The organism is Maricaulis maris (assembly GCF_049116555.1).
Classification (GTDB): domain Bacteria; phylum Pseudomonadota; class Alphaproteobacteria; order Caulobacterales; family Maricaulaceae; genus Maricaulis; species Maricaulis maris_C.
Genome location: NZ_JAGDYT010000006.1, coordinates 537,514 through 561,314, shown reverse-complemented (window position 1 = coordinate 561,314; position 23,801 = coordinate 537,514). Strand labels below are relative to the sequence as shown.

Here is a 23,801-nt window from a genome sequence, read left to right as displayed (position 1 = left end):
ACCGCGAAGATCACCATCAGCGGCCATATTTGCGGCCAGACATGGTCCAGCCCGGCGCCTTTCAGCATGATCGCCCGCACCGTCCGGATGAAATGGGTGGCGGGTATCGCCTGACCGAGCAGTCAGTAACAAGATGTATCCCCGAGCGTGACGAATCGGGTTGATCTCGTCAGATCAAAGCGAGGTCGAGACATGTACGATACGATGTTTACAGTCCTGAATGTCTCGGTCGTTCCGGCCTGGCTCCTGCTCATCCTCGCGCCCGGTTGGACGTGGACGCAGCGGCTGGTGCACACGGCGCTGATCCCGCTTGTCCTGTCGGCCATTTATCTGGCCTTTCTGACGCTGGGGATTGGTTTTGGTCAGTCAGACCCGGAGGCCGGCATGTCCAGCCTGGCGGCTGTGCAGGCCCTGTTCTCGCATCCGGTCGGACTGTTGACCGGTTGGGTGCATTTCCTGGCCTTTGACCTTTTCGTCGGTGCCTGGATTGCGCGGGATGCCCGGCGCATCGGACTGAGTCGATGGATCGTGACGCCGGCCCTCATCCTGACCTTCCTGTTCGGACCTGTCGGTCTGCTCATCCATCTCCTTGCCCGCAAGTTCAGCGGCAAGGCTGGCTGGTCACTGGCCGAGCCCGAAAGCTAGCGTCGCCGCACAGGCTTGCCATCGCGTCGCGGGCTTTCGCCGCGCTTGAGCTTCCAGCGTTTCAACAGGCCATCGCGCGGGTGGATGTAGAGCTCGCCGACACGCGGCTGCAAGCCCAGATAGCGCGGGGTGTTCCAGACCCATTCGCCGTCGCGACCGATGCGTGGCCGCTTGACGAAATCGAACAAATGCTCGCGCACATGCTGTTTCACCGTGTGGTCGGGCGACAGGTTTTCGCAGATTTCGGCATACACCTTGTCCCAGGGGCGGCCGACCTGTTTGTCGAGAAAGCGCTTCAACGGCGCGAGATTTTCATTCAGCCATTTGGATTGGGTGCGGTTTTCCTGTCGCTGACGCTTCAGACCCTGCTTCTTTGGAAGAGTGTCGCCAGCCTGGTTGAGCTTGCCACGGCGTAGCTTCTGGCTGCGCCAGCCCGATCGGGGCCGTTCGACGATTACCTTGAACATGTCTTCTCGCATCCTCACCTCCCTTGGTGCAGCGGGCGGCACCGAAGTCCCGCCCGCTTCACTCAGCCTTTCACACACACGACCTGTTTGAGGGTGTGGACCACTTCCACCAGGTCGGACTGCGCCGCCATGACATGGTCGATGTCCTTGTAGGCCATCGGTGTTTCGTCGATGACGCGGGCATCCTTCCGGCACTCCACTCCGTCGGTCGCTTTGCGGTGATCGGAGAGGGTGAAGCTCTGCTTGGCCCTGAACCGGGACATGGTCCGCCCGGCCCCGTGCGAGCAGGAGCAGAAGCTGTCCGCTGCGCCCTTGCCGCGCACAATGAAGGATTTCGCCCCCATCGAGCCGGGAATGATGCCGAGCTCGTCCAGCCGCGCCGAGACCGCGCCCTTCCGGGTCAGCCAGACATCGGCGCCGAAATGGTGTTCCTGCTCCACATAATTGTGGTGACAATTCACCGCGGCCTTGTCGGTCTTGAACCGGCCCAGCGTCGACCGCAGGGCGTGGAGTACCCGCTCCATCATCGCCTCACGGTTTTCCCGGGCATAGTCCTGGGCCCAGCCAACCGCTTCGACATAGTCGTCGAACAGGGGCTCGCCCTCGAGGAAGAAGGCGAGATCCTTGTCCGGCACATGGAAGCCCAGCACCCGCCGGGCGAGCTCTTCGCGGGCCCGCTCGATGAAATAGGTGCCGATCATGTTGCCAGTGCCGCGCGAGCCCGAGTGCAGCATCACCCACACCGAACCGGCCTCGTCGAGACAGAGTTCGATGAAGTGATTGCCGCCGCCCAGCGTGCCGATCTGGCCGTCCACCTTGTGCGTGCCGATCTTCCTGTGCTTGCCCTTGATCACGGCGAGCCGCTCCACGAGGCCAGAGGTTTCAAGCCGTGAATTGACCGAGGCCGGATTGATCCGGTGGTCGCCGCCCTTGCCATTCCCGACCGGCACGGCCCGCTCGATTGCGTCCCGTGTGGCCTTCAGGCTGTCAGGTAGCTGGTGGGCCTTGAGGCTGGTCCGCATCGCCATCATGCCGCAGCCGATATCAACCCCGACCGCTGCCGGGATGATCGCGCCCTTGGTCGGGATGACCGAACCAACCGTCGCGCCGCGTCCGAAATGAATATCCGGCATGGCCGCGACATGGCTGTGCACGAAGGGCAGGCCGGCGACATTGCGCAGCTGTTCGATCGCGGCATTCTCGACCGGAACGCCCTTCACCCAGGCCTTGATCAGGCCGGATGATGTCTCGATGGCTTCATACTGGGTCGACATGGGTGTCTTCTCCGCGCCGGGCGCAGAGCCTTTCTTTCTGTTCAATCGGTCATGCCAAGGAGTTCATGAACCCTTGCGGGAGGGAGCGCGTCGGGGGTCGCACTCCCTCCCTGGGATTTGTATTCCGGCCACCTTTCGGGGGGCGGGGCGGCGCAGAACACAAAAAACCCTCCTCGAGCGGGCGCTCGGGAGGGCCAACAACCGGGACTGTGGGGCCAGTCTACCGGGTGAAAGCGTCATCCTCCGCGCGCACAACCGCCGCCGGCCAATAGACCGGGCGGGAGAGGCGATATCGGGTCTGAACTGAGTTCATGATCGTCTCTTCGTGTGCGCAGGACCGGGAGAGCCGGTCCGGGGCGGGGTTAACGGGAGGCGGCTTATGACCGCCCTGGACTTCGCGTGCAAGGCGAAATCGATCCGGTGGGGTTGGATGGAACAGGGGTGTTGCCTTTCAGTAACGGTGTGGTCGTCAAGCATCGCCCGAGCTCCGTCTCCCGTGGTAGGCGGAGCCTGAGGGGCGGATGAGGGGGTTCAGATCGCCGCCACCGGGATATCCGTATCGCCCGGGCGCGTTCCAGGGGGAGAGAGAAAGGGCGCCACCAAGCCCGGCTTGCTTGACCATCTGGCGCTTCCCCTCTACCTCGCGAGCATCTGTCCTCCTGTCTGAGAAAGTTGCCCGGGATGTCTGTTTCCGATCTTGCCCAAAACGCGAAAGCCTGGCCGTTTGAACAAGCGCGCCTGCTCAAGAAGCGTCTGGACAAGCTGGGACGAAAATCCGGGCCGGTCGTGTTCGAGACCGGCTATGGCCCGTCGGGGCTTCCGCACATGGGCACGTTCGGCGAGGTGGTGCGCACCACCATGGTGCTGCGCGCCTTCGATGCGCTGACCGGCGGGGCCTATGAGCCGCAACTGATCTGTGTCTCCGATGACATGGACGGCATGCGCAAGGTGCCCGACAACCTGCCGCAGCAGGACATGCTGAACCAGCACCTGCAGGAGCCGCTGACCGTGGTGCCCGATCCGTTCGGCACACATGAGAGTTTCGGTGCGCACATGAATGCGCGCCTGCGCGGCTTTCTCGACGGCTTCGGCTTCACCTATACCTTCCAGTCGGCGACTGAGCTCTACAAGACAGGCGCCTATGACGCGATGCTCAAGCGGGCGGCCGAGCGCTATGAAGACATCATGGCGGTGATGCTGCCGACGCTGGGGGCGGAGCGCCAGGCGACCTATTCGCCCTTCCTGCCGATCTCGCCGAAGACGGGCCGGGTCCTCTATGTGCCGATGAAGGCGGTCGATGCTGAAGCGGGCACGATCACCTTTGATGACGAGGACGGCAGCGAGACCACACTGCCGGTGACCGGCGGTCATGTGAAGCTTCAGTGGAAGCCGGATTTCGGCATGCGCTGGGCGGCCCTGGGGGTCGATTTCGAGATGTTCGGCAAGGACCATCAGACCAATGCGCCAATCTATTCGCGCATCTGCAAGATCCTCGGTGCCGAGCCGCCAACGCAGTTCGTCTACGAGCTCTTCCTGGATCAGAAGGGCGAGAAGATTTCCAAGTCCAAGGGCAATGGCCTGTCGGTCGAGGACTGGCTGAAATACGCCCCGGCGGAGAGCCTGTCCTATTACAACTTCGTCAAGCCCAAGACGGCCAAGCGCTTGTATTTCGACGTCATTCCAAAGGCGGTCGACGAGTATATGCAGCATCTCGCCGCCTATCCCGGACAGACGCCGGACAAGCAGCTGGAAAACCCGGCCTGGCACATCCATGACGGCAATCCGCCAAGCGATACCTCGCCGATCTCCTTTGCGCTGATGCTCAATCTGGCGTCGGCCGCTTCGGCTCATAATAGTGAGGTCATGTGGGGCTTCATCGGGCGTTATGTCGATGGGGCCACGCCGGACAGTCATCCCTTGCTCGATCAGCTCGCCGGATTCGCGGTGCAGTATTTCCAGGACTTCGTGAAGCCGACCAAATCCTTCCGTTCGGCCACGGACATGGAGCGGGCGGCGATGGAGGACCTGCTGGTGCGCCTCAAGGCGATGGACACGGACGAGCGCGACGCCGCCAAGATCCAGGATGAGGTCTTTGCGGCCGGCAAGACACAGGAGTTCGAGAACCTGCGCAACTGGTTCCAGGCGCTCTATGAAGTCCTGCTCGGCCAGTCCCAGGGGCCGCGCTTCGGCTCCTTCGTTGCCATTTACGGCGTTGGCGAGACCATCAAGCTGATCGAGTCCGGCCTCGCCGGGGAGCTCGCAAGCGATTGATTTAACGGAAGGCTCGCTCCGGCGGGCCTTCTTTTTGCATTTTTATGTCAGAAATATTTGACATCAAGTCTGCTTGTGCTTACATGGCGTCATGTCAAGAATATCAGACATCAAGAATGGAGTGTTTGACATGAGCTTTCACGAGAAAAGCAATATCGCGATGCTGGTCCTGACGGGCGGCGTCTATGCCTGGTATTTCGCCAGCTCGGCCAGCGTGTTGCTTGGGAGTGCGGTCAGCCCGGAAGAGGCGCTCGACATGACCAATGCGAAGATGCTGGTCACGGTTGGTGCCATCATTGTCGCGTCGATCGTCGCCAATGTTGCCATTGCGGTCGCGGCCCCGTCCGAGGCCAATGACAAGGCTGATGAGCGCGACAAGCTGGTCGAGATGCGGGGCGACCAGCGCGGTGGTTTCGTGTTGGCCATATTCGCCCTTGCGGCAGTGGCCGCGGCGATGACGGCGCAGCCTTATCACCTGATCGCCAATCTTGTCCTGGCTGGCCTGGTCGCCGGCGAACTGGTCAAGGGTGTCTCCAAGCTGATCGACTATCGGAGGGGTGTGTGATGCCCGGCTTCCTCGAAAGAATGAACCGCGCGGTCGCGCTCGGTACGGTCCTGGCACTGGGCTGGTATCTGATCCGGGTCGTCCCCCAGATATTCAGTCGGCCTCTGGATGAGGTCTCCTGGAAGGGCGAGATGATGATCGCGATAGTGGTCTTCGTGGCGACACTGATTGCCGACATTGTTCGCGCCGCCATCTCCAGCCGGAACGAGCTGGACGAAGCAGGTGTCATGGATGACGAGCGTGACCATGCGGCCGAGCGGCGCGGTGATGCCTGGGGCGGACATGCCATGCATGCCGCGGCCTTTGTCGCCCTGATGCTGCTGGTCTTTGAATTCGACCCGTTCTGGGCTGCGAACGCCTTGTTCGTCGGGGCCATGCTGGCCGGCCTTACCAGCACGCTTGTCAAATTGCTGACCTATCGCGGGAGTGTTTGATCATGGCCAAATCCACCCCCATCACGAACGAGATCCGCACTCTGCGCTTTCATGCTGGCGAGATGACCCAGGCCGAGCTGGCCCGGCAGATCGGCGTGACCCGGCAGACCATCATCGCCATCGAACAGGGCAAATACTCACCCTCGCTGGAAGTCGCCTTCAAGATCGCTCGGGTGTTCAGGGTCGGTCTCGACGCGGTGTTCCAGTATCCTGATGCCTAGCGTGCACCTGGTTTTGGCAGGCAATAAGACGCTGCAAAAGATTGCAATTCACACTGGATTTTTGGTCCATTCATCGCAATTCCCTAACCAAATGCGCTGATCTTGGCGCCGAACGGTTTGGCAGGGGCATGAATTGACCACCAAGGTTGCGCAAATTCTGGCTGTGGCTACAGGGCTTTGGCTCGCAAGCCTGGTCTCGGTCGAGGCTCAGGCGAGTGACGCCGAGCCCGGCGTCGAGGTCTATACACCGGCCACTTTTGCAGAATTCCTGCCACGGACAGCCCTGGATCTTGTCCGCCAATTGCCGGGCTTTGGCCTCGATGGCGGTGACGATGTTCGCGGCTTGTCAGGCGCCCAGGGCAATGCGCTGATCAATGGCCGCCGTCCGCCGCGCGGCAGCGGCTCGCTGGAGGGGCGCATTCGGGCGATCCGCGTTGAAGACGTCATCCGCCTCGAGCTGATCGAGCCCGGCGCCCGGGATGTCGACATGCAGGGCTACCCGCTGCTGCTCAACATTGTCACCCGCTCGACCAGTGCGGCCCGGATTGATGGTCGCATCGAGATCGAACCGCGTGAAGATGGCGGCGAAGAATATCAGGGTGAGCTGACCACGGGCTGGTCGAGTGGGCCTCTGGAGCTGGAAGCCCGGATCGACCTCTATGACGAGACCCTCACGGACTATGCCGCAATCCGTAGTTCCACAGCGGATTCGCCCTTTGCGCGGGCCTCGGTCGATGAACTGGAAGGCCGGACCCGCCGCGACTGGCAGGCACTCGCCCGGCTGGCGGTGAATGCGAACAATGATCTCGAGCTGACGCTGTCCAGTGAGCGCAATGATGACTTCAGCCGTCCGACCCCGGCCTCAGCCGCGGAAGTCGGGGCCATCGAGGACGGACGCGACGAGACGCTCGAGCGCTTCGGCTCCGCGCGTTGGCGGCATGCTTTCACCGACCGTATCGACCTGATCGGACTGGTAACCCAGCGTCAGGGCGAGGCGACGTCCAGGGACAGCCTGATCTCTGGCGGGACTGTCAGCGAATCCGCGTCCAGTCGCGAGACCGGCGAGACCGCGGCGCGGGCCGACATGCGGTGGCGGCCGATGGACACGCTGGCCGTCGAAACCGGTCTGACCTGGGCCAGCAACACGCTCGAAGGCTCGTCTTCTGCCTCCATCGACGGGGTGGTGCAGAGCGTCGACGGTGATGATGCCGAGGTCGAGGAAACCCGTTCTGCCATTCTCGCTTCCGCGACCTGGACCCCCAATTCACGTGTGTCTGCGACCGTCGGTGGCCGCGTCGAGCAATTCTCGCTCGACAGTTCGAATGAGGGCGGTGCCTCTCTCAGCCTGACCGATTTGGCCCCGCGTGCCGATCTCAATTGGGCATTGCCCGACGACTGGACCTTGCGGCTGAGCACGGAGCGACGTGTCGGTCAGCTCGACCTTGGTCTCTTCCTGGCGTCAACGGATCTCGACAATGCGCTCAGCACTGCGGGCGCCTCCACGCTGGAACCGCCGCGCGATTGGGTTCACCAGATCACACTCGAGCGACGCTTCGGTGAGCGCGACCTTGTCCGGATCGAGGGCGAGACAGTGCGGTCGGACAATCCTGTCTCGAGCATATTGGACACCGATGGTGAAGTGAGGCCCGCCAATATCAGCGCCGAAACCGTGACCCGCCTCACGGCTGACTTCGAACTCGAGCTGGACCGCTTCGGATTTGTGGGGCTGAGCCTTGATGGGCAAGCGACACATCGTTGGTCGGATCGCGTCGACCAGCTGCAGGGCTTTTCCCGGACGACGTCAGGGCACCGCGATTATTACTACCGGATCGGCCTGCGCAAGGAGTGGGCTGATGGCCGCTATGTCCTCTCGGCCCGGCTCGAAGACCGTGCGCCCGCAATGCATTTCTGGCTCACGGAAATCCGCAAGGAAGATAACGGTCTGAATGTGAATCTGGATGGCGAGTGGCGGCATTCGCCACTATGGCGCACCGGTCTCGCCACGCGCTGGCAGGAAGCCCGCACGGATGTGATCTATGTCTTTGATGGCGTGCGGCGGCCCGGTGTCGGTCCGGTGCTGGTGAACACGCTGGAGCGCTCCGAGGGCGTCTATGTCAATCTGTGGTCGGAATGGGAGGCGCGGCCGTCGACCTTCATCCGCCTGTCATTGCGGTCGGGACGGGACCGATCGGGGACCAGCCGGGTCGACACGCCACAGGGTGTGTTCCGCGACCAGCTTTCGCGCAGCTCTGACAATGTACCGTCCTTCAATGTCCGGCTGCGTTTCCAGCGCTAGCGTCGACGGATCGTCATCGGCATGTCGGTATCCGGTTGCAGCGTGATGCGCATGACCGGGACGGGGTCGCGTTCGCCGGCGAAGTCCAGGCGCAGGCGCCGGGCCAGACTGGCCATGACGATCACCATCTCCATCATCGCAAAGCGCGCACCGATACACACGCGCGGTCCAAGCCCGAATGGAAGGTAGGCGTCCCGCGGGATGGTGCTCGCAGCCTCACCCAGGAAGCGGTCCGGAACAAAGGCGTCAGGCTGATTCCAGATGTCGCGCTGGCGATGTAGGAGCCAGGTCGAGACCAGGACGTCGGTCCCGGCAGGAACCGGCAGGCCGGTAACCAGATCCCACTCCTTCGAGGTCCTTGCCAGCATGGGGGCCGACGGATAGAGGCGCAGGCTTTCTTTCAAAACGGCTTCGGTGAAGGGCAGGTGGCGTGACCAGTCCGCCGGTTCGGTAGTGTCGAGCGGGGCCGCGTCGACTTCCGCCTCCAGCCGCGCCAGAGAGGCCGGGTCGCGCGACAGCAGATAGAGCGTCCAGGCCAGGGAGCGCGCCGTGGTTTCATGGCCCGCGGCGAGGAAAGTCAGAAGATTGTCGATGACGGCTGTGTCGTCGAGACCGGCGCCCAGGAGCAGGTCGAGGAAGTCGGCGCTGCGTCCGCTTTGGTCTGGTGAGGGGGCCATGCGGCGGGCCGCCGCGACGGCTCCGACCTGATTGCGCAAATCCTTGATCACCATGCGCGACCGGCCCTGACCGATCCGCGGCAGCCAGCCGGGCAGGTGCATCAGGTCGAACGGGTGCGGCAGGCCGGAGATTTCCAGCAATTCACAGATGCCACGCGTGAAGCGGGCCTTGTCCAGGGCCTCATCGCCGGAGAAGAGCGTCTCCATCAGCACGTCCAGTGTCAGCTCGACCATCAGGTCGGAGACGCTGATCGTGTCGCCGTCTCGCGCGGCGAGCCCGTCCATGGTGATGTCACATACTGCCCGGATCTGGGGCGCGAACCCATTGACCTTGCGCGGTGTGAAGACCGGGGAAACCGCCTTGCGGGCCGTTTTCCAGACATCGCCCTCCGCCGTCAGCAGGCCGTCGCGCAGAAAGGGGCGCAATACCGCCTGGCGCAGAGGGTTCATGACGTAATTGCCGGCATTGGAGACGAAACAGTGATGGATCGCCGCAGGGTCGCTGACGATCAGGCTGGAACGACCCAGAAAGCTGAACGGGGCGAGACGGATAGAAAAATGATGCTCGCCCCATATCTCCAGCGGGTTTCGCTGCATCGCCCGGAAATAGGTCCAGTAATCAGACAGTTCGAGCTTGCCGACGCCGCTGTAGGTGGCGTAGGGCGGCTTGGGTGGGGTGAAGGCAGTGGGGGCAAGGTCTTCCATAGACTGCCTACCCTAGCCCGATCCGGTTTCGGGGCCAGAGCGCGAATGGTCGCGCTTACCAGTTTTCCTCGCGCCTGACCTGCACTAACGTGATGGCATGATCCGCTTTCTTCTCGCCTCTCTATTGCTCGTCCCGATTGCCACGACCGCAGCGCACGCCGACCAGGCGGATGCGGAAGCGGCTTATGAGCAGGGCGCCTGGGAATTGGCCGCCTATGAGGCTCAGCAGCTGGAGACAGCGGACGGCTATGCCTTCGCGGCCGGGGCGCTGGTGGCAAGATTGATGGTCGAGGATGTCGGTGCGGGTCGCGAAGCGCTGGCCGAGCGAGCGATCGATCTGGCGGAATATGCCTTGCGCCTAGATGAAGACCATGTCGAGGCCCGGCTGCGCCTGGCCAGCGCGCTTGGTTTTCGAGGCCGATATATGAGCGGGTGGCGGGCCTATCTGACACGCTTGCCCCAGCGGGGACGCAACCTCCTGGAAGAAGTGGTCTCGAGCCAGCCGGACAATGCCTGGGCATTGGGCATGTTGGGGGCGTGGCATCTGGAAGTCGCCCGGCGTGGCGGGACCCGGGGTCTGCGGGCGCTCGATGCCTCGGTCGAGGCCGGCATGGGCTATTATTCCCAGGCGATAGCGCTTGACCCGGACAGCCCGGCGCCGCGCTATTTCCTCGCCCTGGGGCTCGCGGCACTCGACGAGCCGGCCTATTCGGGTCGCATTCGGGAGTTGGTGGACAGTGCGCGGCAATTGCCGGCCCGGGATGCTTTCGACGCTGCTATCCTGGGCGAGCTGGATGAGTTTGCACCGCGGCTCGATGACCGCCGTGTGGCGGCGGCCTGGGCGGATGCCCGGCTTGAACGCTGAAACTGTCTACTGACTGACCCAGACAATTCGAGACAACCAGGCGATCTGCGACAGCGGCAGGGTGAGGCTGGCCGCCATTGGATCAAGGGGAGTCAGGCGCACGGACTGGACCAGCTTCTCCGACAAGGTCCAGGCCGAGCGGGTCCCGTCGCGGCGTTGCACCACAACCCGGTCACCGACACGCGTCGGGGCGCTGTTCGAAACAACCAGGCGATCGCCGCGCCGGTAAACCGGCAGCATGCGGTCATCCTCGACGGTCAGGGCAAAGGCCTCGTCTGGTGTCAGTCCGGGAAATGGAATGGCGTCCCAGTCGGGTCCTGCCGGCAGGCCGGCCGCATCAAAGGGAGACCCGGCGTCACCATCGGCGAGGCCACGAGAGGGCAGTGCGCCAACAGTGGGTTTTCCGGATATCAGACCGGCGAAATCATCGAAATCCAGATGGGCTGCGGCGAGTGCCTTGGCAATGCTCTCGGTCGACGGCCAGCGTGGTTTCTTGCCGTCGGCTGAGACGCGTTTGGACGGGTTGAATGTGGTCGAGTCCAGACCGGCCCGTCGGGCGAGTCCGGACGGGCTTGTCTGGGCATGCCGGGCCAGGCGATCAATCCCGCGCCAGATATCGTCATGGGTCAGCATGAGGCCAGAAGGCTATAGGAAAATTGTCCCATACGCGAGTCGCGCTTGCCCGAATCCGCGCCGAGCGCTAGGCCCTCACCATGACCACGAAAACCGCATTCCGCCTCGCCACGCCGGATCGCTGGTCACAGGTGATGGCCGACGGCCGCTTCACCGGTGACCCGCATGATGTCGCCGATGGCTTTATCCATCTGTCCGCGGCCGACCAGGTCGAAGGCACGTTGATCAAGCACTATAATGACCATGAGCGTCTGCTGCTGGTGGAGATCGACCTCACCGCCCTCGGCGAGACGGTGAAGTGGGAAAAGTCACGTGGCGGAGCGCTGTTTCCGCATGTCTATGGCGAGATCCCGGCCAGCGCCGTGCGCGGTCTGCGCCATGTCCGCCGCAATGAGGAGGGGGATTGGATCCTGCCTTCCGAGCTGGAGAGCCGCTCATGATCCATGATCTGGCCACGCGCCTTCTGCATGGTTTCGACCCGGAAACCGCGCATCGACTGGGCATCCAGGGGCTCAAGCTTGGCCTGGGGCCGCGCCAGTTCAGCCGCGATCCGGACATCCTGCACACCCGACTGGCCGGTCTCGACCTGCCCAATCCGGTCGGGCTCGCTGCCGGCTTCGACAAGAATGCTGAAACCCCTGACGCCCTCCTGGCTGCCGGTTTCGGATTTGTCGAATGCGGTGCGGTGACGCCACGCGCACAGGATGGCAAGCCCAAGCCGCGCATTTTCCGGCTCGAGGAAGATCGCGCGGTGATCAATCGCATGGGCTTTCCCAATCAGGGGCTCGACCTGTTCAAGGCGCGACTCGCCCGCCGTTCCGGCCGCAAGGGCGTGGTCGGTGTCAATCTGGGTGCCAATCTGGATAGTGAGGACCGGGTCGCGGATTATGTCGCCTGTCTGCGTGAGCTGCAGGATTTCGCGCAATTCTTCACCGTCAATATCTCCTCGCCCAACACGCCAGGCCTGCGCACCCTGCAATCATCGGGTGCTCTCGACGACTTGCTCGCGGCCGTTGCCGCTGTCGGGGCGAAGGCGCCTGTCTTCCTCAAGATCGCGCCGGATATCGCGGACAGCGAGGCGGAGGTCATGGTTGAGGCCATCCGGCGTCACGGACTGGACGGCATCATTATCGCCAACACCACGATCACGCGACCGGAAAGCCTGATCAGCGACAAGATGGGGGAGGGGGGCGGCCTGTCGGGCCCCCCGGTCTTTGCGCGTTCGACCGAGCTGGTGCGGGTTTTCCGCAAGGCCGCCGGACCGGACATGGCCATTATCGGGGTTGGCGGCGTGTCCTGCGCCGAGACCGCCTACGCCAAGATCCGCGCGGGGGCCAATGCGATCCAGCTTTATACGGGTCTGATCTATGAGGGGCCTGGCCTGATCCAGCGCATCAAGATCGGGCTGGTTGAGCGGCTTCAGGCCGACGGTTTCGTGTCGATTTCCGAGGCTGTCGGCGCCGAGTGAAGTCGGCGCTCCAGGGCCGGATAGGCGCTCATGAGAGCGCCGGCGCGGGCCAGGTAGAAGACCAGGAACGCTGCCCAGACACCGTGATTGCCGAATGCGGGTGCCAGCATGGCATCCGCGATCAGATAGACCACAACTGCCGCGATGCCGGCATTGCGCAATATCTTGCCGCTGGTCGTACCGATGAAGATGCCGTCCATCAGCCAGGCCGGTGCTCCCAGGAAGGGCACGACAGCGCACCAGGGCAAATAGGTGATCGCCGCAGCGCGTGCCTCGGGGTCCTCGATCAGGGCCGTCAGCGCGGCTTCGCCGAACAGCCATGTCGCAATCGCGAAAATCCCGCCAGCGATCAGCATCGGTTCGCCGGTCAGCTGGACCGAGCGCCGCAGATCGCGCACGGATCGCCGCCCGTAAGCGCGGCCGGCCTCGGTCTCGGCAACAAAAGCGAAGGCATCGAGCACGAAAGCCCAGACCGAGATCACCTGCAAGAGCACGTGATTGCCGGCCAGTGCCGCCGTTCCCTGCCGCGCGCCGGCATTGGCAAACCAGGTAAAGCCGATGACCAGTGACCAGGTCCGGATCATCAGGTTCACATTGACCTGGAAGAGCTCGCGAATGGCCGCAGGGTCGAGCAGTTTGACCCGGTCCAGAACGCCTTGAGCCCAGCCGGACTGGCCTCTCAGGACGAAGGCCATGAAGCCCAGGCCGATCACGAGGGCGACCCATTCGGCGATTGCTGTCGCGGCGCCGACGCCGCCCGGTCCGTAGCCGAGACCCAGCACGAACCAGAGGTCGAGAGCGATATTGATGACGCTGAAGGCGACGTAGATCGCCAGGGTCGAGGCATTGCGCCCCAGGCCAATAAGCCAGCCTGACAGGGCAAAGCAGGCAAGCGCGGCCGGTGTGCCCCAGGCACGGGCGAGCAGATAGTCGGCGCCCTTGTCTTCAACACGGGCCTCACCCTGCAGGATGGCAAAACCGGCCAGGGCGATGAGGTCGCGCAACAGGAGGACGAGGAGGCCGAGGGTCCCGGCAATGGCGAGCGCGCGCAGCAATATGCGCTGGGTCTCCGCGAGGTCGCCCGCGCCGTCTGCCTGGGCAGTCAGTCCGGTTGTGCCCATGCGCAGAAAGTAGAAGCTCCAATAGAAGACCGAGAAGAGCGCGCCGCCCAGGGCGACGCCGCCCAGATCCGCCTTGTCGCCAGACAGGCCGAGCACGAAGGTATCGGCGACGCCGGCGAGCGGCACGGCCGCATTGGCGAAGACCAGCGGCCAGGCCCGCTTGATGACGTCGAGCCGGGTCAGGGACGGAATAGACATGGTCCGCACCTAGCCCGCCCGGGCAAGCCGTGCAATAGCGACGCCCCCGCCTAGAGGGGGCGCCGCCGGCGATCCGGGTCAGCGCTGATTTCGCGTCTCGCTGCGGGCGAGGGTTTGGGCATTGCCCTGGTGGTGTTCCAGCGTCTCCATCGCGCGACGAGTCGCGTCGCGTATGCAGGCGCGCAGCATCAATAATCGCAGCGGGTCGCCCTGCAGGTCTTCGCGGCAAACGCGGGTGGCGGCCGCCTCGATCTGGTCCTGCAGGTGGGCAAGCCGCGCAGGGTCGACCAGGTCTTCACGCTGGAAGGGAATGTCGGCTCGGGCCGCCGATGCCGGACTGGCTGTGGGCTGGGCATGAGCGGATGAGCCGAGGCAGATCGCAGCGATCCCGGCCAGAGCGAGGCTGGTGATGAGGGTTTTTGCAAGGATGGTCATGGAAAGCTCCAGGGCTTGATCAAGACATCATGCGATATTGCATGGCGTCAGATGGCCTACTTAAGAAGCTTTTCTGATTATCCTACGGAATGGCAGCTCTGTTCCGAGTCTGGCGCTCATTCATATTTGTATGGGCCTAGTTCGGGCGCTCGCAAACCCCATCGCGGCACCGGTCGCGCGGCCGAAGCGGCGCGAGCCAGAGATAGATCTGGTTCAGTACGATCCGGATCGGAGCGGGTCGGGTCAGCCTTGCCAGCCAGCGCAGACCGCGGCTCTCTTCCGGCATCCGTTCCCAGATGGCCAGGAAAGCGGACCAACCGGTCTCGACCCGACCGTCGGGCAGGCGGACATGCAAGCTGGCAAGGGCCGCGTCGCGATCAATGTCGGCAGGAAGTTCGCCATTGCAGTCGTGCAACCGGATCAGGTCCGGCGCCTTGTTCACATAGGCACCCATCTCGTGCCGGCAGATCGGGCAGAGATCATCATAGTAAGCGGTGACGGCATTGGCGTGTGTCATGGGGGGAGTCTGGCACCCATCACCGGGTTCGGCGATGGGGCAAGGCGTCACAGGCGACCGCACCAGCCCCTAGGGCGGTCGCCCGGATCACCGGGTTTGCGTCTATTGCGCGGAAACGACCACAGCCACACTTCGGCTGTTGGCTTCGGCATATTCACTGTTGAGTTGCCGGATGGCATCCGCATAGGTCGAGTTGAAGCACTCTTGGCGGATACGCTGGGCCACCAGACCACGCAGTCCGTGCGGGCGGCAGACACGTGAGGTCGCGACGCGGATGCGGCTCTCGATCTCATCCCAGCCGGCCTCGCTGCTGAGCTCGTCGGTGTGAAAATGGACGATCTGGGTCGGAACCGTTTCATCGGCGGCAACCGCCAGCGGCGTCAGGGTCAGGCTCGTGGTGAGCACGGCAAGTGATGTAATAAGCATGGGGCTAGTCTCCTCAATGTGGCCGGTCACCCCTCTGTGACCCGTCACCACGATTGGAAGATTGCCCGGTGCAACCTCTCTGCGCCCTGACCGCCAGCCTAAACCTTTGAGAGCTGGCGTTTAGAAACTGTCCGCTTTGTAAGTCGGGTGTAAGCCAGGTTCAGGAAAGTGCGACCAATGGGAGCAAAGCGGCGACGAACGACCCCGCTCAGGCGGAGTCCGCCTCGCTGTCGCTTCGGGCCGGTGTAATGAGAAAATGTCCGTGCAGGGTTGCGACCGGCGCATCGATGCGGTTCTGCCAGGCCTCGACACGGACATTGGCAACACGGCGTCCCGAGCGGGCGACTACAGCGCGGGCATAAACGTCCTGGGCCCGAGCCGGGCGCAGGTAATCGATGGCGACATCAATCGGCTTGGGCAAACGGTCCAGCGGCTGGCTGGCCAGAAGCGAGGCCGAGGCGACGATCTCAAGGAATGCACCGACCGCCCCGCCGTGCAGGGCCGGAATGAGGGGATTGCCGACCAGATGGTCCTCGAAAGGCAGGACACCGGTCAGCTCATTGCCGCGCTGGTCCAGGCGCACGCCGAAGCGCGCGACATAAGGAGCCGACATCAGAGTCTCGATCAGCGCACGGCTCATGACATGCGCCCTTCGGTATAGTCGCGGCGCGCGCGTTCCTGGGCAGCCTTGGAGGCCTTGGTGATCATGAAGGCCGCTTGCGCGATGGCGACCGGGTCTTCGGGATCACCGTCATGTGCCGTCGCCCGGACAAAGGCGACCAGCCCGTGCGACTTCAGCGAATAAGCTTCGGCGGTGACATCCAGCCCCGGCTTTGCCGACCTCAGATAATCGATCCGCAGGTCGAGCGTCGCCGGTGTGTCCCTTGCGCCGAAACCGGCGAATGCCGCCATGCCGCAAGCATGGTCCAGCAGTGCCGTGATGACACCGCCATGCAGTGTTCCGGCATCCGGGTCCCCGATAAGGCTTTCATCATAGCGAGCGCGCATCACAGCCTGTCCCGGCGTCAAGGAGACGAGGGACAGGCCCAGGGCGACAGCGTGTGGCGAGCCGGTCACGATGAGCGGGGCGATGGAATCGAGGCGGGACTGAATGTCGTCGGTCATGGCGATCCTGAACAGGTCTCCCGCCTTGATAAGGCAGCCCGTCCTCTGCCGGAAGGGGGCTTAGCGGCGACCCATGCGCTTGGCGACGACCTGTTCAAGGCCGGTAACCACCGGCTCGCGCAGCGGATTGCCGTCCTCGACCATCCGAACCAGCTGGGCCAGAGCCGCACGATGCATTTCCACAACCTCGGCCTCGACCGGTGTGTAGTCACTGACGGTAGTCAGAAAGCGCTGGAGCGAGCGGCCGACCCGGATGGCCAGACGGTCGCCGGTCAACTGGGTCTCGTTGACGAGGGCGCTGGCTGCTGCGCGGGCGGCAGCCATGGGCGTTGTCAGCTCGGCGTCGACATCGGCGGTTCGCTTGTAGGCCGGCCCGTGAGCCCGGCGTGGCCGGCGACGCCGGTCCGGCCCGGTGAAGCGGGCGGCATTGACGAAGGTGCGTGGGCTCATATCAAGCGACCGCAAACGGTCTTGCAGGGTGACGGGCGCGATTGGCGTGATCAGGAATTCGGACACGCCGGCGTCGCGGGCGCGCTCGATCTCGCGTCGCGAACGTGGCTGCGAGATGAAGACGATCGGCGTATCGCGAAAGGCGGCATTCTCGGTCTCGCGGATGGCGCGCACGAGCTTCAACCGGTCGTCATCGGGATTATCATGGTCGTGCCAGTCAGCGATGATGACGCTGGGCGGGTGTTCGCTGATCTGCTCGATCACCGCCTCGCTTCGCCGGGCGACCATGACATGGTCCGCGCCGGCGTCGCGCAGCAGTCCGATCAGCATGTTGCGAAGATAGCCGTTGGATTCCAGCAGCAGCGGCGCCGCATTGCATGTGAATTCCGCCTCGGGCGTCGAAGCCGTCCGGGAGACGGGTAGGGTTGAGGCGCGCGCGTTCATGCCGAACGTCTAGCAAGGCTTTCTTGCCAACCGGCAAAGGAAGGTGGTTAACAAAATCGAATTGCCGGAAATGTTCAGCGGTTGCGCAAGGCCCCGAGGACACGAACCACGATCCAGATCGGAATGACTAGGATGGCGCCGAGCAGAAAATACTCGATCGCCCAGCCAACCGAATGGGTCAGGAATTCAATGAAGCGACCCCAGGATTCGGCAATGGTGCCAAAGAAGTCGACCCAAAGGCGGCGCGGATTGACGTGAAAGGCAGCCAGCACGAAGCCGGCCAGTACGCACAGGACGACGACCCGAATGATATCGGTCGAGCCGATACGGATCAGGCGCTGGACGAAGGTCGTGCGCTCAGGCGCACGCTCCGCGGATGTGTCTCGATCTGTCATCGGGCCAGCTTACCTTCAAATGAGGCGCAATCGGGGCCGCAGCCCCGATGTCCTTCCGGTCAACCCTTGCGGGCCATGTTGACGCGGTGCGGGTAGGGGATGGAAATGCTGTTCTTGTCGAAAGCTTCCTTGACGTTCTTCATCGCGTCGAAATGCACACCCCAATAATCACCGGTATCGCACCAGGCCCGCGCAACGATATCGACCGAGGATTCGCCATGCGCCGTGACCGCCGTAAAGACGGCCGGATCCGCGTGCACGCGCGCGTCGTCCGAGAGAACCTGGGTGATCACTTCCTGCGCCTTGGTGATGTCATCGCCATAATCGATCGAGAAAACGAGATCGACGCGGCGGGTCGGATTGGCCGAGTAGTTGGTGATCGTGTCACCCCAGGATTTGCCGTTGGGGACAATGATCTTCTTGTTGTCGCCGGTGGCCAGAACCGTGGTGAAGAGCGTGATCTCCTTGACCGCGCCCGACGTGCCGGCCAGCTCGACCCAATCGCCGAGGCGGTAAGGGCGGAACAGGATCAGCATGACCCCGGCGGCCAGATTGGACAGCGTGCCCTGCAGGGCAAGGCCGATGGCCAGGGAGGCAGCGCCGAGCGTCGCGACAAAGCTTGTCGTGGGAATGCCGAACGTGCCCAGCATGGCAATGACGACCATCGCCATGATGCCGTAATAGGCCAGCGAGCCGAAGAAGGCGCCGAGCGTGTCGTCCATCCGCTCGCTCTTGTACACGGCACTGCGGATTGCCTTGCGCACGGATCCGGCAATCATCAGGCCGACGATCAGGATAATGGCGGCCAGGACAACGTTGGTGCCGGCGGCGATTCCGGTCTCCACCAGTGTGGCGAGTGTTTCCGGATTCATGAGGTCTTCGGGATTCATGGCTTCCCCCTTGGGTCTTCGATCCTGAACAAGCTCCTACCACCCTTCATCGCGCTAGGGGAGGGCCGAACCGGCTATTCTGCCGGTGTCTCGACAGCACCGGGTGCGGCGTCCCGCACGATATTGATCTTCTGCCAGATCTTCGCAGACATGTTCGAGGTCAGGGTCTCGATATCATTGACCGAGGCAATCACCACCGGATCTCGAGAGCTCTGGGCATAAAGCGCGGCAATCTTCCCGGCGAGGCTGAGCGCTTCGGCGCAATAATCGAGATAACGGCCGAGTTCGAACTCGCTCATTGCCCGCTCCGGCGATGCGGTGGTGCGCGGGCCCAGTCGCAGGAGCGCGGTGGGGTCTTTGGTCAGCTGATGCATGTCGATGACGTGTGCGATTGACCGCAATTCGTGCAGATCATCGAGCGCCAGCGAGCGTTTCAGGCGCTCTTCCACGCGTGTCAGCGTAAAAATCGCGACCGCGGCCAGGATGACGATATTGAGGCCGGCCTCGACGCCTTCAAAGATGGTGAAGACATCGGCAGCTGCTCCGGTGTCCTGGGCCCAGTTGAAGACCCGTTCGCCGACATAAGCCAGGCCGGCAAGGGCAAGCAGGATCGCGAGAATAATCCCGGCGCGGAGGAAAAGGTAAGGCCGTGCCAGGCGTTGGCTCCGGCGTCGGTCGCGCTTGGCGAGGTCGATCAGCTCGACAACGACATTGTTGAAGCTGGCTGCCGGGAAACGGTCGCGGGTGCGGGCCCCGAGGCGTTCCAGCGTCTGGACAATGTGGTCTGAACTCAATTGTCTGAATGGCACCGCTACCCCCCGGACACGGTTGCGCCTCGAAACAGGCGTGATCTGTCTTAGCGCTTTATCCCAAAGCCTGTCACGCCGGAAGCTCTGGCCGGGGTCATGTCGCGGCGGCGACAGCCGCGGTCGAGCCGGCCACGGCTGCGATGACGGCGGCCTGGGCGGCCAGGATGGCCGCGAGGTCTCGGGCGGCGGCATGCGGTTCGCTTGTTCCGGTCTGGGCCTGGGCCAAACGCATGGCGAGGCGTGCGGCGACCTGGCCCGATGGCCGTGGTCGCAACGCGCGGACGGCCTCGAAACTGGTCACCAACTTGTCGGCAATCTCCGGCCCGCGCCCGCGCGAAGCGAGCACGGCCAGTCCCGTCTTGCCGACGCCATTGCGCAAAACGGGGCGTCCGCGGACGGCGGTGTTCAAACTGGTCCAGGCCGCAGCGAGCTCGCCCGGATCGACTGGCCCGAGGCAGATTTCCTGGGCAGCCCCCTCGACATGATGCCCGGGCACACCCGCCGAACGCAGCGCCAGACGGGCCTTGTCGAGTTTGGTGCGGGCATGTTCCGGCGTATCGCCGAGCGCCGCAAAGGCCGCGGCGAGGACATCCTCACGCGCCGGGACGCGGCGCCACCAGGGCAGCGAAATCTCGTCCAGAATATCGAAGAAATTGTCGACCTGGCCGGACTCGCCACCGGCGACCACGAGCGCGAGCGCCGCGCAGGAACCACCATGACTGAGCGCCCGCGTGCCGCGTTCACGGCGACGGTCATTCAGGGCGGTGCGGACGGTGAAAAAATTGTCGGCAGACCGGTTCGAAGCCGCGAGTGCCGCGGCAAAGACGAGTCGCATGGCGCGGCCCGGGGACTTCCACGTGCCCAGGCCTTCATTGAGTCTGTCGCGGATCTGGAAGCTGCGGTCGGCGAGGGTATCAGAGGTCTCGGACGACGAAATGCTGGCAAGGGCGGAGAAGCGGCCATACAGGCGCTCACCCTTGCTGGCGCGCTCACTGAACGCGGCATCAAGCCGTTGAAACCGTTCAATGACGGCGTTGACCATGACCCAGTTTCCCTCGCTAATGTCACTCTTGCCTGCGAGCATGGCGAAAACGGGGCACAAACGGCAGGGGGACGCTAAGGGCAGCCTTCCCCCCATAGATATGGGGGGCCTCGTTGCGAGGCCGCTAAAGAGAGTCGATGCCGTCAGTGCCAGCCACCGCCAGTCTACCGCCCCGCTTTGCCGACTGGTTCGCCACACGGGGCTGGACGGCGCGGTCCCACCAGCTCGAGATGATCGCCTCGGCCGAGGCCGGAGAGGACGCGCTGCTGATTGCACCCACCGGGGGCGGCAAGACACTGGGCGGTTTCCTGCCCAGCCTGATTGATCTGGCATCTGCAGTCTCGCAGGCCGGACGTGACCGGCCTCATGCGCTACACACACTCTATATCTCGCCGCTCAAGGCGCTTTCCGTGGATGTCGCGCGCAATCTGATGATGCCGGTCGAGGAGATGGGGCTGGATCTGCGGATCGAGACCCGAACCGGCGATACCTCGACCAGCAAGCGCCAGCGCCAACGCGCGCATCCGCCGGACATTCTCCTGACCACGCCGGAACAACTTGCCCTCTTTTGTGCCACGGCCAATGCGGAAGCCTTCTTTCGCGACCTCAGGCGCATTATCATCGACGAAGCTCATGCGATCGCGCCGCAAAAGCGTGGCGACCTGCTCTCGCTCGACCTCGCGACCATCCGTCAATGGGCACCCCAGGCGACGCGGGCGGGCCTCTCCGCGACTGTCGCCGACGAGGGCGGCCTCGCGCGCTGGTTGGTGGCTCAGACGCCTTTGGAAGATCGGTTCGCGCGCATCGTTCGCGGGGCGCCCGGGGCACGACCAGAGGTCGAAATCCTCGACCCCACGGACCGCATTCCCTGGGCTGGCCATTCCGGTCGGCACGCCCTGGCGGATGTCTACGGGCGGATCAAACGCGCGAAGATGGCGCTCGTTTTCGTCAATACACGCTCCCAGGCCGAGCTCACCTTCCAGGAATTATGGTCCCATAACTCCGACAATCTGCCGATCGCGCTGCATCATGGATCGCTGTCGCCGGAACAGCGGCGCAAGGTGGAAAAGGCGATGGCTGAAGGGCGGTTGAAGGCGGTGGTTTGCACCTCCACGCTCGATCTCGGCATCGATTGGGGCGATGTCGATCTGGTGGTGCAGATGGGCGCGCCAAAAGGTTCCTCCCGTCTCATCCAGCGTCTGGGGCGCTCCAATCACCGACTCGACGCGCCTTCGAAGGCTTTGCTGGCGCCAACCAATCGGTTCGAGCACCTCGAATGCCAGGCTGCGCGCGACGCCGTGGCCGAGAATGCCCTGGACGGGGACCCCCTGGGCGCGGGGGCGTTCGATGTCCTCGCCCAGCACATCATGGGGCGGGGGTGCGGGGATGGTTTCTTTGCTGACGCGCTGTTCAATGAGGTGCGCAGCGCCGCGCCCTATTCCCATCTCGACCGCGAGACCTTTGATCGAGTGCTCGATTTTGCCGCGACAGGGGGTTATGCGCTCAATACTTATGAGCGTTTCCGACGGCTGGTTCAGCGCAAGGACGGGCGATGGCTCGCGCGAACGCCGCAGATCGCCCAGCGCTACCGCATGAATGTCGGCACCATTGTCGAGGCGCCGATGCTGGATGTTGTGGTGTCAGCGCGCGGGCGGGGCGGCCACCGGCTCGGCCAGATTGAGGAATGGTTCGTCGAACAACTCACGCCCGGCGACACCTTCATCTTCGCCGGCCAGGTCCTGCGCTTTGTCGGTATCGAGGAAATGACCGCGCGGGTCGTGCGGGCGGCGGAGGCCGATCCGAAAATCCCCTCCTATCAGGGCGGAAAATTTCCACTCTCCACCTATCTGGCAGCCCGCGTGCGCGACATGGTCCAGGATCGGGAGCAATGGGATGGCCTGCCGGACCAGGTCGGTGACTGGCTGCGTCTCCAGGCGGTGCGTTCCCGTCTGCCGGCAGCCGACGGGCTTCTGGTCGAAACCTTCCCGCGTTCTGCGCGCCACTATCTGGTTTGCTACCCGTTCGAGGGGCGACTGGCGCATCAGACCCTCGGCATGTTGCTGACCCAGCGTCTGGAGCGACTGGGGATGAGGCCGATGGGCTTTGTCGCCAATGAATATGCCGTCTCGGTCTGGGGACTGCGTGACTTGTCCGGTCTCGATTTCGATGCCCTCTTCGATGAGGACATGATGGGTGATGATCTTGATGCCTGGCTGGCGGAGAGCCAGTTGATGAAGCGCACCTTCCGCAATTGCGCGGTGATTGCCGGTCTGATCGAGCGCCGCTTTCCGGGGCAGGAGAAGACCGGGCGTCAGGTCACTTTTTCGACTGACCTCATCTATGACGTCCTGCGCGAGCACGAGCCGGATCACATACTGCTGCGGGCAGCTTGGCAGGATGCGGCGTCCGGCCTGCTGGACATTCGCCGCTTGGGCGAAGCCCTCGCGCGAATTCGTGGCCGGGTGACCCATATGCCGTTGGATCGAATCTCGCCCCTGGCCGTGCCGGTCATGCTGGAGATCGGCAAGGAACCGGTCTATGGCGAGGGCCATGACAGCATCCTGGAAGAGGCTGCCGAGGACCTGATTGCGGAGGCCGTCCGGCTTGACTGACACGCTCACCGACCATGAATTCAGCCTCGCCCACACACGTGCGATCGCCGATCGGGACGGTGTTCTGCTCCTGCCGGACAGCGCGACCCTGATTGTCTCGGACCTGCATTTCGAGAAGGGGTCGTCTTTCGGCATGGGCGGCCAGATGCTGCCCCCGTATGATACGCGCACGACGCTGCGCCGTTTGGCGGCTGCCATCAGCCGCCATCGCCCTCAAACCCTGATCGCGCTGGGGGATAGTTTCCACGACCAGCTGGCCGACCGGCGCATGGATGGTGCAGACGCTGAACGCCTCGCCGACCTGGTCGCCAGCGTTTCGCGCTGGGTCTGGATCGAGGGCAATCACGACCCCGCACCACCCCCGCAATTCGGTGGTGAGGTGCGGCACACGCTTCAGATTGGAAGCCTGGTTTTGCGACATGAGCCGACCGAGGGTGTGGCGCCGGGCGAAATTGCCGGCCATCTCCACCCCTGTGCCAAGGTGCGCGGGCAGGGGCGGTCGGTGCGGGCGCGCTGCTTTGCGACCGACGGCCAGCGCCTCGTCATGCCGGCCTTTGGTGCCTATACCGGCGGTCTGAATGTTTGCGATCCGGCCTTTGTGCGCTGTTTCGGCCAGACGCCGAGTGCGCTCGTCATGGGGCGGGCACGGGTCTATCCAGTCGCCGCGCAGACTTGCGTGCCGGATCGCTTCTAGTCTGCAGCCTGGCCGCAGGCGGACCCGGATTGCCAATGTCTGACCCAGTCCAGCAGGCTGCCGGAGATGTCACGGATGAAGGTCCTGCCAGCATGCCAACCGGAAATCTGTCCGGGTTGATG

Annotated in this window: 26 protein-coding genes; 11 read left to right on the top strand and 15 right to left on the bottom strand. The window is 63.7% G+C overall.

The window, feature by feature from the left end:
- Window positions 1-192: 192 nt before the first annotated feature.
- Window positions 193-645, top strand: coding sequence for an ABA4-like family protein (locus JXQ94_RS10290; RefSeq protein WP_421923686.1), 453 nt, complete (start codon window positions 193-195; stop codon window positions 643-645).
- On the opposite strand, the gene JXQ94_RS10285 is transcribed toward JXQ94_RS10290, so the two are convergent.
- Both JXQ94_RS10285 and JXQ94_RS10280 read right to left on the bottom strand, forming a co-directional pair.
- On the bottom strand, window positions 642-1,124 hold the full coding sequence (locus JXQ94_RS10285) for a hypothetical protein (RefSeq protein WP_421923685.1): 483 nt from the start codon (window positions 1,122-1,124) through the stop codon (window positions 642-644). The two genes, JXQ94_RS10290 and JXQ94_RS10285, sit on opposite strands and share 4 nt — an antisense overlap.
- A gap of 50 nt (window positions 1,125-1,174) precedes the next feature.
- A complete protein-coding gene (locus tag JXQ94_RS10280) occupies window positions 1,175-2,386 on the bottom strand; it encodes an RtcB family protein (protein WP_421923684.1) in 1,212 nt (403 codons plus the stop codon).
- Between the two features lie 681 nt (window positions 2,387-3,067).
- On the opposite strand from JXQ94_RS10280, the gene JXQ94_RS10275 reads away from it, so the two are divergent.
- The 5 genes from JXQ94_RS10275 (at window position 3,068) to JXQ94_RS10255 (ending at window position 8,173) form a co-directional block, all read left to right on the top strand.
- A complete protein-coding gene (locus JXQ94_RS10275) occupies window positions 3,068-4,657 on the top strand; it encodes a lysine--tRNA ligase (RefSeq protein ID WP_421923683.1) in 1,590 nt (529 codons plus the stop codon).
- Between the two features lie 130 nt (window positions 4,658-4,787).
- Window positions 4,788-5,222, top strand: a complete 435-nt coding sequence (locus tag JXQ94_RS10270) for a hypothetical protein (protein ID WP_421923682.1) — start codon at window positions 4,788-4,790, stop codon at window positions 5,220-5,222.
- A 20-nt stretch (window positions 5,223-5,242) separates the two neighbouring features.
- Window positions 5,243-5,656: a hypothetical protein gene (locus tag JXQ94_RS10265; protein ID WP_421923681.1), complete on the top strand. Its 414-nt coding sequence runs from the start codon at window positions 5,243-5,245 to the stop codon at window positions 5,654-5,656.
- Window positions 5,657-5,658: 2 nt separating this feature from the next.
- Complete coding sequence (locus JXQ94_RS10260) at window positions 5,659-5,877, top strand: helix-turn-helix transcriptional regulator (RefSeq protein ID WP_421923679.1); 219 nt, start codon at window positions 5,659-5,661, stop codon at window positions 5,875-5,877.
- 133 nt (window positions 5,878-6,010) lie between these two features.
- Window positions 6,011-8,173 carry a TonB-dependent receptor plug domain-containing protein gene (locus tag JXQ94_RS10255; protein ID WP_421923678.1) on the top strand — a complete coding sequence of 721 codons (2,163 nt, stop codon included), beginning with the start codon at window positions 6,011-6,013 and terminating at the stop codon, window positions 8,171-8,173.
- On the opposite strand, the gene JXQ94_RS10250 is transcribed toward JXQ94_RS10255, so the two are convergent.
- Entirely contained in the window at window positions 8,170-9,555 is a 1,386-nt protein-coding gene (locus JXQ94_RS10250; RefSeq protein ID WP_421923676.1) for a cytochrome P450, read from the bottom strand. The genes JXQ94_RS10255 and JXQ94_RS10250 overlap by 4 nt on opposite strands.
- Window positions 9,556-9,652: 97 nt before the next feature.
- Between JXQ94_RS10250 and JXQ94_RS10245 the strand changes: the two genes are divergently transcribed.
- Complete coding sequence (locus tag JXQ94_RS10245) at window positions 9,653-10,420, top strand: hypothetical protein (RefSeq protein ID WP_421923675.1); 768 nt, start codon at window positions 9,653-9,655, stop codon at window positions 10,418-10,420.
- Window positions 10,421-10,426: 6 nt separating this feature from the next.
- Here JXQ94_RS10245 and JXQ94_RS10240 read toward each other — a convergent pair whose 3' ends face one another.
- Entirely contained in the window at window positions 10,427-11,053 is a 627-nt protein-coding gene (locus JXQ94_RS10240; protein WP_421923674.1) for a S24 family peptidase, read from the bottom strand.
- Between the two features lie 80 nt (window positions 11,054-11,133).
- Between JXQ94_RS10240 and JXQ94_RS10235 the strand changes: the two genes are divergently transcribed.
- Both JXQ94_RS10235 and JXQ94_RS10230 read left to right on the top strand, forming a co-directional pair.
- The gene (locus tag JXQ94_RS10235) at window positions 11,134-11,493 is read left to right on the top strand and encodes a DUF952 domain-containing protein (protein ID WP_421923673.1); all 360 of its coding nucleotides are present in this window, start codon (window positions 11,134-11,136) and stop codon (window positions 11,491-11,493) included.
- A complete protein-coding gene (locus JXQ94_RS10230) occupies window positions 11,490-12,521 on the top strand; it encodes a quinone-dependent dihydroorotate dehydrogenase (protein ID WP_421923672.1) in 1,032 nt (343 codons plus the stop codon). The genes JXQ94_RS10235 and JXQ94_RS10230 overlap by 4 nt, the downstream gene beginning before the upstream one ends.
- Here JXQ94_RS10230 and JXQ94_RS10225 read toward each other — a convergent pair.
- The 11 genes from JXQ94_RS10225 to JXQ94_RS10175 form a co-directional block, all read right to left on the bottom strand.
- Complete coding sequence (locus tag JXQ94_RS10225) at window positions 12,473-13,840, bottom strand: MATE family efflux transporter (protein WP_421923671.1); 1,368 nt, start codon at window positions 13,838-13,840, stop codon at window positions 12,473-12,475. The two genes, JXQ94_RS10230 and JXQ94_RS10225, sit on opposite strands and share 49 nt — an antisense overlap.
- Before the next feature lie 78 nt (window positions 13,841-13,918).
- The gene (locus JXQ94_RS10220) at window positions 13,919-14,275 is read right to left on the bottom strand and encodes a UrcA family protein (RefSeq protein WP_421923670.1); all 357 of its coding nucleotides are present in this window, start codon (window positions 14,273-14,275) and stop codon (window positions 13,919-13,921) included.
- Between the two features lie 136 nt (window positions 14,276-14,411).
- On the bottom strand, window positions 14,412-14,792 hold the full coding sequence (locus JXQ94_RS10215) for a thiol-disulfide oxidoreductase DCC family protein (RefSeq protein WP_421923668.1): 381 nt from the start codon (window positions 14,790-14,792) through the stop codon (window positions 14,412-14,414).
- A 102-nt stretch (window positions 14,793-14,894) separates the two neighbouring features.
- Window positions 14,895-15,218 (bottom strand): UrcA family protein, encoded by a 324-nt coding sequence (locus tag JXQ94_RS10210; protein WP_421923667.1) that lies wholly within the window; start codon window positions 15,216-15,218, stop codon window positions 14,895-14,897.
- A gap of 208 nt (window positions 15,219-15,426) precedes the next feature.
- The gene (locus JXQ94_RS10205) at window positions 15,427-15,858 is read right to left on the bottom strand and encodes a PaaI family thioesterase (protein ID WP_295691432.1); all 432 of its coding nucleotides are present in this window, start codon (window positions 15,856-15,858) and stop codon (window positions 15,427-15,429) included.
- Entirely contained in the window at window positions 15,855-16,343 is a 489-nt protein-coding gene (locus JXQ94_RS10200; protein ID WP_421923665.1) for a PaaI family thioesterase, read from the bottom strand. Before JXQ94_RS10200 ends, JXQ94_RS10205 begins: the two co-directional genes overlap by 4 nt.
- Window positions 16,344-16,403: 60 nt before the next feature.
- Complete coding sequence (locus JXQ94_RS10195) at window positions 16,404-17,237, bottom strand: response regulator (RefSeq protein WP_421923664.1); 834 nt, start codon at window positions 17,235-17,237, stop codon at window positions 16,404-16,406.
- A gap of 74 nt (window positions 17,238-17,311) precedes the next feature.
- Window positions 17,312-17,632 (bottom strand): DUF6460 domain-containing protein, encoded by a 321-nt coding sequence (locus tag JXQ94_RS10190; protein ID WP_295691429.1) that lies wholly within the window; start codon window positions 17,630-17,632, stop codon window positions 17,312-17,314.
- A 59-nt stretch (window positions 17,633-17,691) separates the two neighbouring features.
- Window positions 17,692-18,522, bottom strand: coding sequence for a mechanosensitive ion channel family protein (locus JXQ94_RS10185; RefSeq protein ID WP_421923663.1), 831 nt, complete (start codon window positions 18,520-18,522; stop codon window positions 17,692-17,694).
- A 74-nt stretch (window positions 18,523-18,596) separates the two neighbouring features.
- Window positions 18,597-19,316 (bottom strand): hypothetical protein, encoded by a 720-nt coding sequence (locus tag JXQ94_RS10180; protein WP_421923662.1) that lies wholly within the window; start codon window positions 19,314-19,316, stop codon window positions 18,597-18,599.
- Window positions 19,317-19,425: 109 nt separating this feature from the next.
- Window positions 19,426-20,373 carry a hypothetical protein gene (locus JXQ94_RS10175; RefSeq protein WP_421923661.1) on the bottom strand — a complete coding sequence of 316 codons (948 nt, stop codon included), beginning with the start codon at window positions 20,371-20,373 and terminating at the stop codon, window positions 19,426-19,428.
- A gap of 137 nt (window positions 20,374-20,510) precedes the next feature.
- On the opposite strand from JXQ94_RS10175, the gene JXQ94_RS10170 reads away from it, so the two are divergent.
- Together JXQ94_RS10170 and pdeM are read left to right on the top strand one after the other, a co-directional pair.
- Window positions 20,511-22,985, top strand: coding sequence for a ligase-associated DNA damage response DEXH box helicase (locus tag JXQ94_RS10170; protein WP_421923660.1), 2,475 nt, complete (start codon window positions 20,511-20,513; stop codon window positions 22,983-22,985).
- Entirely contained in the window at window positions 22,978-23,679 is a 702-nt protein-coding gene (gene pdeM, locus JXQ94_RS10165; protein ID WP_421923659.1) for a ligase-associated DNA damage response endonuclease PdeM, read from the top strand. Before JXQ94_RS10170 ends, pdeM begins: the two co-directional genes overlap by 8 nt.
- Window positions 23,680-23,801 lie beyond the last annotated feature (122 nt).

What these genes read in the sequence shown, in the direction of transcription:
- JXQ94_RS10290 (WP_421923686.1), top strand. Translation starts at nt 193, where the DNA reads ATGTACGATACGATGTTTACAGTCCTGAATGTCTCGGTCGTTCCGGCC.
- JXQ94_RS10285 (WP_421923685.1), bottom strand. Translation starts at nt 1,124, where the DNA reads ATGCGAGAAGACATGTTCAAGGTAATCGTCGAACGGCCCCGATCGGGC.
- JXQ94_RS10280 (WP_421923684.1), bottom strand. Translation starts at nt 2,386, where the DNA reads ATGTCGACCCAGTATGAAGCCATCGAGACATCATCCGGCCTGATCAAG.
- JXQ94_RS10275 (WP_421923683.1), top strand. Translation starts at nt 3,068, where the DNA reads ATGTCTGTTTCCGATCTTGCCCAAAACGCGAAAGCCTGGCCGTTTGAA.
- JXQ94_RS10270 (WP_421923682.1), top strand. Translation starts at nt 4,788, where the DNA reads ATGAGCTTTCACGAGAAAAGCAATATCGCGATGCTGGTCCTGACGGGC.
- JXQ94_RS10265 (WP_421923681.1), top strand. Translation starts at nt 5,243, where the DNA reads ATGAACCGCGCGGTCGCGCTCGGTACGGTCCTGGCACTGGGCTGGTAT.
- JXQ94_RS10260 (WP_421923679.1), top strand. Translation starts at nt 5,659, where the DNA reads ATGGCCAAATCCACCCCCATCACGAACGAGATCCGCACTCTGCGCTTT.
- JXQ94_RS10250 (WP_421923676.1), bottom strand. Translation starts at nt 9,555, where the DNA reads ATGGAAGACCTTGCCCCCACTGCCTTCACCCCACCCAAGCCGCCCTAC.
- JXQ94_RS10245 (WP_421923675.1), top strand. Translation starts at nt 9,653, where the DNA reads ATGATCCGCTTTCTTCTCGCCTCTCTATTGCTCGTCCCGATTGCCACG.
- JXQ94_RS10240 (WP_421923674.1), bottom strand. Translation starts at nt 11,053, where the DNA reads ATGCTGACCCATGACGATATCTGGCGCGGGATTGATCGCCTGGCCCGG.
- JXQ94_RS10235 (WP_421923673.1), top strand. Translation starts at nt 11,134, where the DNA reads ATGACCACGAAAACCGCATTCCGCCTCGCCACGCCGGATCGCTGGTCA.
- JXQ94_RS10230 (WP_421923672.1), top strand. Translation starts at nt 11,490, where the DNA reads ATGATCCATGATCTGGCCACGCGCCTTCTGCATGGTTTCGACCCGGAA.
- JXQ94_RS10225 (WP_421923671.1), bottom strand. Translation starts at nt 13,840, where the DNA reads ATGTCTATTCCGTCCCTGACCCGGCTCGACGTCATCAAGCGGGCCTGG.
- JXQ94_RS10220 (WP_421923670.1), bottom strand. Translation starts at nt 14,275, where the DNA reads ATGACCATCCTTGCAAAAACCCTCATCACCAGCCTCGCTCTGGCCGGG.
- JXQ94_RS10215 (WP_421923668.1), bottom strand. Translation starts at nt 14,792, where the DNA reads ATGACACACGCCAATGCCGTCACCGCTTACTATGATGATCTCTGCCCG.
- JXQ94_RS10210 (WP_421923667.1), bottom strand. Translation starts at nt 15,218, where the DNA reads ATGCTTATTACATCACTTGCCGTGCTCACCACGAGCCTGACCCTGACG.
- JXQ94_RS10205 (WP_295691432.1), bottom strand. Translation starts at nt 15,858, where the DNA reads ATGAGCCGTGCGCTGATCGAGACTCTGATGTCGGCTCCTTATGTCGCG.
- JXQ94_RS10200 (WP_421923665.1), bottom strand. Translation starts at nt 16,343, where the DNA reads ATGACCGACGACATTCAGTCCCGCCTCGATTCCATCGCCCCGCTCATC.
- JXQ94_RS10195 (WP_421923664.1), bottom strand. Translation starts at nt 17,237, where the DNA reads ATGAACGCGCGCGCCTCAACCCTACCCGTCTCCCGGACGGCTTCGACG.
- JXQ94_RS10190 (WP_295691429.1), bottom strand. Translation starts at nt 17,632, where the DNA reads ATGACAGATCGAGACACATCCGCGGAGCGTGCGCCTGAGCGCACGACC.
- JXQ94_RS10185 (WP_421923663.1), bottom strand. Translation starts at nt 18,522, where the DNA reads ATGAATCCCGAAGACCTCATGAATCCGGAAACACTCGCCACACTGGTG.
- JXQ94_RS10175 (WP_421923661.1), bottom strand. Translation starts at nt 20,373, where the DNA reads ATGGTCAACGCCGTCATTGAACGGTTTCAACGGCTTGATGCCGCGTTC.
- JXQ94_RS10170 (WP_421923660.1), top strand. Translation starts at nt 20,511, where the DNA reads ATGCCGTCAGTGCCAGCCACCGCCAGTCTACCGCCCCGCTTTGCCGAC.